This is a genomic window from Pseudomonas sp. PS01299 (assembly GCF_029960145.1).
Taxonomy (GTDB): domain Bacteria; phylum Pseudomonadota; class Gammaproteobacteria; order Pseudomonadales; family Pseudomonadaceae; genus Aquipseudomonas; species Aquipseudomonas putida_A.
In genome coordinates this window covers 26,549-34,365 of record NZ_JASCPO010000049.1, presented here as the reverse complement: position 1 = coordinate 34,365, position 7,817 = coordinate 26,549, and the positions used below count along the sequence as shown (strand labels likewise).

General features: G+C 59.7%; 10 protein-coding genes. 5 read left to right on the top strand and 5 right to left on the bottom strand.

The genetic code is table 11. The features are described from left to right. Nucleotides 1-272 precede the first annotated feature (272 nt). The 5 genes from QMX91_RS11670 to QMX91_RS11650 are packed head-to-tail and all read left to right on the top strand — an operon-like array spanning nucleotide 273 to nucleotide 4,042. Nucleotides 273-680: a hypothetical protein gene (locus QMX91_RS11670; RefSeq protein WP_027610839.1), complete on the top strand. Its 408-nt coding sequence runs from the start codon at nucleotides 273-275 to the stop codon at nucleotides 678-680. After that, nucleotides 661-2,037: a class II fumarate hydratase gene (locus QMX91_RS11665; protein WP_134785441.1), complete on the top strand. Its 1,377-nt coding sequence runs from the start codon at nucleotides 661-663 to the stop codon at nucleotides 2,035-2,037. The genes QMX91_RS11670 and QMX91_RS11665 overlap by 20 nt, the downstream gene beginning before the upstream one ends. 27 nt (nucleotides 2,038-2,064) lie before the next feature. Then, entirely contained in the window at nucleotides 2,065-2,505 is a 441-nt protein-coding gene (locus tag QMX91_RS11660) for a hypothetical protein (protein ID WP_282412733.1), read from the top strand. A 1-nt stretch (nucleotide 2,506) separates the two neighbouring features. Then, nucleotides 2,507-3,118: a superoxide dismutase gene (locus tag QMX91_RS11655; protein WP_115986705.1), complete on the top strand. Its 612-nt coding sequence runs from the start codon at nucleotides 2,507-2,509 to the stop codon at nucleotides 3,116-3,118. Nucleotides 3,119-3,148: 30 nt separating this feature from the next. Further along, entirely contained in the window at nucleotides 3,149-4,042 is an 894-nt protein-coding gene (locus tag QMX91_RS11650) for a ZIP family metal transporter (protein ID WP_282412732.1), read from the top strand. 51 nt (nucleotides 4,043-4,093) lie between these two features. Here QMX91_RS11650 and QMX91_RS11645 read toward each other — a convergent pair whose 3' ends face one another. The 5 genes from QMX91_RS11645 to QMX91_RS11625 form a co-directional block, all read right to left on the bottom strand. Then, nucleotides 4,094-4,369 carry an HPr family phosphocarrier protein gene (locus tag QMX91_RS11645; RefSeq protein WP_003221684.1) on the bottom strand — a complete coding sequence of 92 codons (276 nt, stop codon included), beginning with the start codon at nucleotides 4,367-4,369 and terminating at the stop codon, nucleotides 4,094-4,096. Nucleotides 4,370-4,384: 15 nt separating this feature from the next. Further along, nucleotides 4,385-5,242, bottom strand: a complete 858-nt coding sequence (rapZ, locus tag QMX91_RS11640) for an RNase adapter RapZ (protein WP_027610844.1) — start codon at nucleotides 5,240-5,242, stop codon at nucleotides 4,385-4,387. Between the two features lie 2 nt (nucleotides 5,243-5,244). Continuing rightward, complete coding sequence (ptsN, locus tag QMX91_RS11635; RefSeq protein WP_027610845.1) at nucleotides 5,245-5,709, bottom strand: PTS IIA-like nitrogen regulatory protein PtsN; 465 nt, start codon at nucleotides 5,707-5,709, stop codon at nucleotides 5,245-5,247. A 12-nt stretch (nucleotides 5,710-5,721) separates the two neighbouring features. Further along, nucleotides 5,722-6,030, bottom strand: a complete 309-nt coding sequence (gene raiA, locus QMX91_RS11630) for a ribosome-associated translation inhibitor RaiA (protein WP_025109458.1) — start codon at nucleotides 6,028-6,030, stop codon at nucleotides 5,722-5,724. Nucleotides 6,031-6,103: 73 nt separating this feature from the next. Next, nucleotides 6,104-7,597: an RNA polymerase factor sigma-54 gene (locus QMX91_RS11625; RefSeq protein WP_027610846.1), complete on the bottom strand. Its 1,494-nt coding sequence runs from the start codon at nucleotides 7,595-7,597 to the stop codon at nucleotides 6,104-6,106. Nucleotides 7,598-7,817: the final 220 nt, after the last annotated feature.

Here is a 7,817-nt window from a genome sequence, read left to right as displayed (position 1 = left end):
ATCGCGGGGCTGCCTGTGGCGGGCAGCTAAGCCCCAGCGGTCAGACAAGAAAGGCGCGCCACCTCATCGGGTGGCGCGCCTTTTTTCTTGGCTCCACACAAAACCTTGTGGGAGCGAGCCTGCTCGCGAAAGCGGCCGACCCCAGCGGTGACTGACACGACGCCTTCGCGAGCAGGCTCGCTGCCCCGATGAAGTCTGTGTAATCAGGCGCTCTTGTTTTGGTTCTCATTATCATATAATAATAAATCTCATCTCCGAACGAGTCCCGGATCATGAGTTCTGCCTTGCACGAGCAGCCGTACCTCGAAAGCTGGCGCTGGATGAGTCGACAGATCCGTTGCGCGATGGATCCTGACGAACCACGCCTGATCGAACATTACCTGGCCGAAGGCCGTTATCTGGCCTGCTGTACGGCGACTTCCCCGTGGACCATCGCTGAAACCTCCTTCCGTCTGCTGCTCGACACAGCCACCGACATCGCGTTGCCGTGGCACTGGCGCAGCCTGTGTCTCGATCAAGCCTGGCGTCCGTTGCGTGAAATGGAGCGCCTCTCTCTGTGCAACTGTCGGCTCCAGCGCTGGCAGCGCTACACCTGGCAACTGGCGACCTGCGAGTTGCTTCCCTCGATTCCTCTCATTGAATTAGTCCAAGGATTTACCGATGACCAAGACTCGTATTGAGCGCGACAGCATGGGCGAACTACAGGTGCCGGTGGACGCTCTCTATGGCGCGCAGACCCAGCGTGCAGTGGATAACTTCCCGATCAGCGGCAAGCCGATGCCAACGCAATTCATCCGTGCGCTGATCCTCGCCAAAGCCGCCGCCGCGCGGGCCAACGTCGAGCTCAACCAGCTCAGCGCCGGCCAGGGCAAAGCCATCAGCGATGCGGCCCAAGGCCTGCTCGAAGGCGACTTCATGCAGCATTTCCCGGTGGATATCTTCCAGACCGGCTCCGGCACCAGCTCCAACATGAACGCCAACGAAGTGATCGCGACCCTCGCCAGCCGACTGCTTGGCGAGCCGGTCAACCCGAACGATCACGTCAACTGCGGCCAGAGCAGCAACGACATCATTCCGACCACCATCCACGTCAGCGCCGCCCTGGCGTTGCACGAACAACTGCTGCCGGCGCTGTTGCATCTGGTGCAGGTCATCGAAAACAAAGCCGAACAGGTGCACCACCACGTCAAAACCGGCCGCACGCACTTGATGGACGCGATGCCGGTGCGCATGAGTCAGGTGCTCAATGGCTGGGCGCAGCAGCTCAAGGCCAACATCGGTCATCTGCAGGACTTGCTGCCGAGCCTGCAATCGCTGGCGCAGGGCGGTACGGCGGTCGGCACCGGGATCAACGCGCATCCGGAGTTTGCCAAGCGTTTCAGTCGCCAGCTCAGCCAACTGACGAATGTGCAATTAACTCCGGGCAAGGATCTGTTCGCCCTGATCGGCTCGCAGGACACCGCCGTCGCCGTCTCCGGTCAGCTCAAGGCTACCGCCGTGTCGCTGATGAAAATCGCCAACGACCTGCGCTGGATGAACTCTGGTCCGCTCGCCGGCCTTGGCGAGATCGAGCTGGAAGCCCTGCAACCGGGTTCGTCGATCATGCCGGGCAAGGTTAATCCGGTGATTCCGGAAGCTACTGCGATGGTCGCTGCGCAAGTGATCGGCAACGATTCGGTGATCACCATCGCCGGCCAGTCGGGCAACTTCGAGCTGAACGTGATGCTGCCGATCATCGCCCAGAACCTGCTGAGCAGCATCGAACTGCTGGCCAATGCCAGTCGTCTGCTCGGCGACAAGGCCATCGCCAGCTTCAAGGTCAACGAGTCGCGGCTCAAAGAAGCGCTGTCGCGTAATCCGATCCTAGTCACGGCGCTCAACCCGATCATCGGCTATCAGAAAGCCGCCGAAATCGCCAAGCAGGCCTACAAGCAGGGCCGCCCGGTGATCGACGTCGCGCTGGAACACACCGATCTGTCGCGCAGCCACCTGGAAGAGTTGCTCAACCCCGAGAAACTCACCGCCGGCGGCGTGTAAACCCCGCAACCGCTTTGGAGGCTCACCATGGAGCACTGGAAACGCACGATCGAACGGGCCAATCGCTGCTTCATGCTCGGCGAGCTGATCGACGCCCGCGAGGCTTACCTGCAAGCCCTGGCCCTGGCGCAAGTGCTATTCGAACGCTGGGCCGATGCCGACGAAGCGGTGGCGGCCTGCGTCATCTCCCACCACAACCTGGCGGATCTGCACCTGCGCCTGAATCAGCCGGAGGAGAGCGCCGAGTACCTCTGCGCGATTCATCAACGGCTGTTGCAGACCATGCAGGACGAGCGCCTGCGCCCGGCCCTGCGTGAAGCGGCGTTGCGCCAGAGCAGCAAGACCTACGTCGAACTGCTGAATTTCATCAGCGAACACGGCGAATACCCGCGCACCCAGCGCCTGCTGCACCCGGACACCGGCAATGCACGCCGCGCCTCAGTCTCACATCAACATGGAGTCCACTGAAATGGCTTTTACCTTGCCAGCCTTGCCTTACGCCTACGATGCCCTGGAACCGCACATCGATGCGCAAACCATGGAGATCCACTACACCAAGCACCACCAGACCTACATCAACAACCTCAATGCCGCCGTCGAAGGCACTGAGTACGCCGAATGGCCGGTGGAAAAACTGGTCGCCAGCGTTCAGCAGTTGCCGGAAAAACTCCGCGCGGCGGTGATCAATCAGGGTGGCGGGCATGCCAACCATTCGCTGTTCTGGGAAGTCATGGTGCCCAACGGCGGTGGTAAGCCGGACGGCGCGCTGGCCAAGGCCATCGAGGCGCAACTGGGCGGCCTCGACAGCTTCAAGGAAGCCTTCACCAAGGCCGCGTTGACCCGTTTCGGCAGCGGCTGGGCCTGGCTCAGCGTGACCCCGGAGAAAAAACTGGTCGTGGAAAGTAGCGGCAATCAGGACAGCCCGTTGATGAACGGCAACACGCCGATTCTCGGTCTGGATGTTTGGGAACACGCCTATTACCTGCGTTATCAGAACCGTCGCCCGGAATACATCAACGCGTTCTACAACGTGATCAACTGGCCGGAAGTTGCTGCGCGCTACCAGGCTGCACTGGTTTAAGTCTTCTATAAAAACAATCCAGGGCTGACTATGGGCACTGAAACACTGGCGATTGGCGGTGGGCGCATGTTTCGTTACGCGGTCGGGTCGCTGTTGCTGCTGGCGGGCATGACCCTGCTGGCCGTGCACGGGCTGGACTGGCTGGATCTGCAGCCGCGATTGTCACGCGCATTGCAGGGCGGCGCGATCTGCGCCCTCGGCACGGCGCTCGGCGCGGTGCCGGTGCTGGTGATCCGGCGTATGCCGCAGAGGCTCAGCGATACGCTACTGGGTTTCGGCGCCGGCGTGATGCTGGCGGCGACCGCGTTTTCGCTGATCGTGCCGGGCATCGCTGCTGCCGAAAGTCTGGGCCTGACACCGTTGGCCGCCAGCGGGCTGATTTGCTTCGGCATCATGCTCGGTGCATTCGGTTTGTATCTGGTGGATCTGAAACTGTGCGGCGCCTCACCGGAAATGCTCGTCGGTACCCCCGAGCACCCGGTGATTCCGCCGCGCATCTGGCTGTTCGTCTTCGCCATCATTGCTCACAACATCCCGGAAGGCATGGCGGTGGGGGTGTCCGCTGGCGGCGGCATGCCGGATGCCGACAGTCTGGCGATGGGCATCGCCTTGCAGGATGTGCCAGAGGGATTGGTGATTGCGCTGGTACTGGCGGGGGCGGGAATGTCGCGGGTCAGGGCGTTCTTGATCGGTGCGGCTTCAGGGTTGGTCGAGCCGGTGTTTGCACTGCTCTGTGCCTGGCTGGTCAGTCTGGCGGAGCTGTTATTGCCGTTGGGGCTGGCGCTGGCGGCGGGGGCTATGTTGCTGGTGGTGACGCACGAAGTCATTCCGGAATCGCGCCGCAATGGTCATGACAAGCTGGCCAGTCTTGGCTTGCTGATCGGGTTTTGTCTGATGATGGTGATGGATACGGCGTTGGGTTGAATATCAAAAGATCGCAGCCTGCGATCTTTTGATCTTTTGATCTTTAAACGATCAACCACCCTCATCGAAGTAGTTGTTGATCAACGCCACCAGCGCATCCAGCGCTTCCTGTTCCTGATGGCCTTCGGTGCTCAGATAGATCTTCGTACCCTTGCCGGCGGCGAGCATCATCATCGCCATGATGCTTTTGCCATCCACTGTGGTTTCTGGCGTGCGACCCACTCTGATCGTGCAATCCGGGAACTGGCCCGCCACCCCGACGAACTTGGCCGACGCTCGGGCGTGCAGGCCCAGTTTATTGATGATTTCGATTTCCAGAGCAGGCATCGCGGTGTGAATCCTTTAAGTGAGGTCGCGGTGGCGAACCTGGACGTTCTTCAGGGTTTTCTGCAGGGCCTGACCCAGACGTTCGGTCAGGTAAACGGAGCGGTGATGCCCGCCGGTGCAGCCAATGGCAATGGTGACATAGGCGCGATTACTCGCGGCAAAGCGTGGCAGCCATTTGTACAGGTAGCCGTAGATATCTTGAAACATCTCCTCAACCTCCGGTTGTGCAGCCAGGTACTCGGCGACCGGTGCGTCGAGACCCGATTGTGCACGCAGTTCCGGTTTCCAGTAAGGATTGGGCAGGCAGCGCACATCGAACACCAGATCCGCGTCCACCGGCATGCCGCGCTTGAAGCCGAACGACTCGACCAGAAACGCCGTGCCCGGTTCCGGCTGGTTCAGCAGTCGCAGCTTGATGGTGTCACGCAACTGGTACAGATTCAGATTGGTGGTGTTGACCTTGAGGTCGGCCAGGTCGGCGATCGGGCCGAGCAGGGCGGTTTCATCTTCGATCGCTTCGGCCAGCGAGCGGTTGGCAGTGCTCAATGGATGGCGCCGGCGGGTTTCCGAGAAGCGCTTGAGCAGGGTTTCTTCGTCGGCATCCAGATACAGCACATCGCACTGGATGTGCCGGGCACGGACTTCTTCAAGCAGTTCGGGGAAACGCGACAGGTGGCTCGGCAGATTGCGTGCATCGATCGACACGGCCACCAGCGGCTGGGCCAGTTCGGTGTGAATCAGGGCGCGTTCGGCGAGTTCCGGCAGCAGACCGGCCGGCAGGTTGTCGATGCAGTAGTAGCCGTTGTCCTCAAGGACATTCAGGGCGGTACTTTTACCCGAGCCGGAGCGGCCGCTGACGATGATCAAACGCATGATTAATGACCGTTCTGCTCGCTCAGGACGACCTGATACAAGGCTTCGTTGCTCGGTGCGCTGCGCAGTTTTTCGCGCACTTCCTTGCGATCGAGCATGCTGGCGATCTGGCGCAGTAATTCCAGGTGGGCATCGGTGGCCGCTTCCGGGACCAGCAGTACAAACAGCAGGTCGACCGGTGCGCCGTCGATGGCATCGAAATCGATGGGGGCATCAAGGTGCATCAACGCGCTGATAGGCGCTTCGCAGCCTTTGAGGCGACAGTGGGGAATGGCGATGCCGTTGCCGAAACCGGTGGATCCGAGTTTCTCACGGGCTACCAGGCTCTCGAAAACATCCTGCATGGCCAGATCCGGCACTTCTTTATGGATGAGGTTGGCAATCTGTTCGAGGGCTTTCTTTTTACTGCCGCCCGGCACGTTCACCAGGGAACGGCCGGGGGTCAGGATACTTTCAAGTCGGATCATGGGTTGGGAGTGTTAACGACCTGTCGCGCCCTGAAGGAGGCTCTGGGTCTTTTCCTTATGCTTTTTGAGTTGGCGATCCAGCTTGTCGGTCAGTGAGTCGATCGCAGCGTACATGTCAGTATCTTCTGCGTTAGCGACCACTTCGCTGCCGGGTATATGCAAGGTGGCTTCGATTTTCTGCTTGAGCTTTTCGACGCACATCGTGACTTGCACGTTGGTGATCTTGTCGAAATGGCGCTCCAATCGTTCGAGTTTCTCGTTGATGTAGGTGCGCAGAGGTTCGGTCACTTCCAGTTGGTGTCCACTGATGTTGACTTGCATACAGCTTCTCCTTCGTTGCCAGTGCATAAAGCGGCAGGCCGAAGAGCCTGCCACTGGAACGCTGTAACGTGGCTTACATCAACCGCTTGCGTTCGCTCGAAGGCGCGATCCCGAGGGATTCGCGGTACTTGGCGACGGTGCGGCGAGCCACCTGAATGCCTTGTGCCTCCAGTAAACCAGCGATCTTGCTGTCACTCAACGGCTTTTTCTGATTTTCCGCCGCAACCAGTTTTTTGATGATCGCGCGGATCGCCGTCGACGAGCATTCACCGCCTTCGGAGGTGCTGACGTGGCTGGAGAAAAAGTATTTCAGTTCATAAATACCGCGCGGGGTATGCATGAATTTCTGCGTGGTGACCCGGGAAATCGTCGATTCGTGCATGCCGACCGCCTCGGCGATGTCATGCAGGACCAACGGCTTCATGGCTTCATCGCCATACTCCAGGAAGCCGCGCTGATGCTCGACGATCTGGGTGGCCACCTTCATCAGGGTTTCGTTGCGGCTTTGCAGGCTCTTGATGAACCAGCGTGCCTCTTGCAACTGGTTGCGCATGAAGGTGTTGTCGGCGCTGGTGTCGGCGCGACGGACGAAACCGGCGTACTGCGCGTTAACCCGCAGACGGGGCACTGACTCCTGATTCAGCTCGACCAGCCAGCGTTCGTTATCCTTGCGCACAATGACGTCGGGCACCACGTACTCGGCTTCGGTCGATTCGATCTGCGAGCCCGGACGCGGATTGAGGCTTTGCACCAGTTCGATGACCTGACGCAACTCGTCTTCCTTGAGCTTCATACGCCGCATCAACTGGCTGTAGTCGCGACTGCCGAGCAGATCGATGTAATCGCTGACCAGACGTTTGGCTTCGTTGAGCCACGGGGTCTTGGCCGGGAGCTGACGCAGTTGCAGCAGCAGGCATTCGCCGAGGTTGCGCGCGCCGATACCGGCCGGTTCGAACTGCTGAATGCGGTGCAGAACGGCTTCGATCTCGTCCAGCTCGATGTCGAGCTCCGGATCAAAGGCGTCGAGAATTTCTTCGAGGGTTTCGTCCAGGTAGCCCTGATTGTTGATGCAATCGATCAGGGTCACGGCGATCAGGCGGTCGGTGTCGGACATCGGCGCCAGGTTCAATTGCCACAGCAGATGGCTTTGCAGGCTTTCGCCGGCGGACGTGCGGGTGGTGAAGTCCCACTCGTCGTCATCGCTGCTGGGCAGGCTGCTGGCGCTGGTCTGGTAGACGTCTTCCCAGGCGGTATCAACGGGCAGTTCGTTAGGAATGCGCTCGTTCCATTCGCCATCTTCCAGATTGTCCACCGTCGGGGCGGCTTCCTGATAGGACGGTTCCTGAATGTCGGTGTTGGGTTTTTGTTCGGCGTTGTCGGCCAAAGGATCGGTATTGTCGAAGTCGTCGCCTTCTTCCTGGCGTTCGAGCATCGGATTGGATTCCAGGGCCTCCTGGATTTCCTGTTGCAGGTCCAGGGTCGACAATTGGAGCAGGCGGATGGCCTGTTGCAGCTGCGGTGTCATCGTCAGCTGCTGGCCCATTCTCAAGACTAGCGATGGTTTCATGGCAGGGGCTTAACACCTTATTCGCCGGCGCGCATGCGCCATCCACTACAGGGCGCCGGAGCGCCAAACTTAAGCAAATTATATGCCTGAAACTGTCGTGTTTGCCTAGAGCGCTGTAACAATAAAAGCGTATAAAACTTTGTTGACGCATCGCGTCGGAGCACGGTGAACATCTTTGAGGCGTCGTGTCTGCCCAGAGCGCTGTAACAATAAAAGCGTA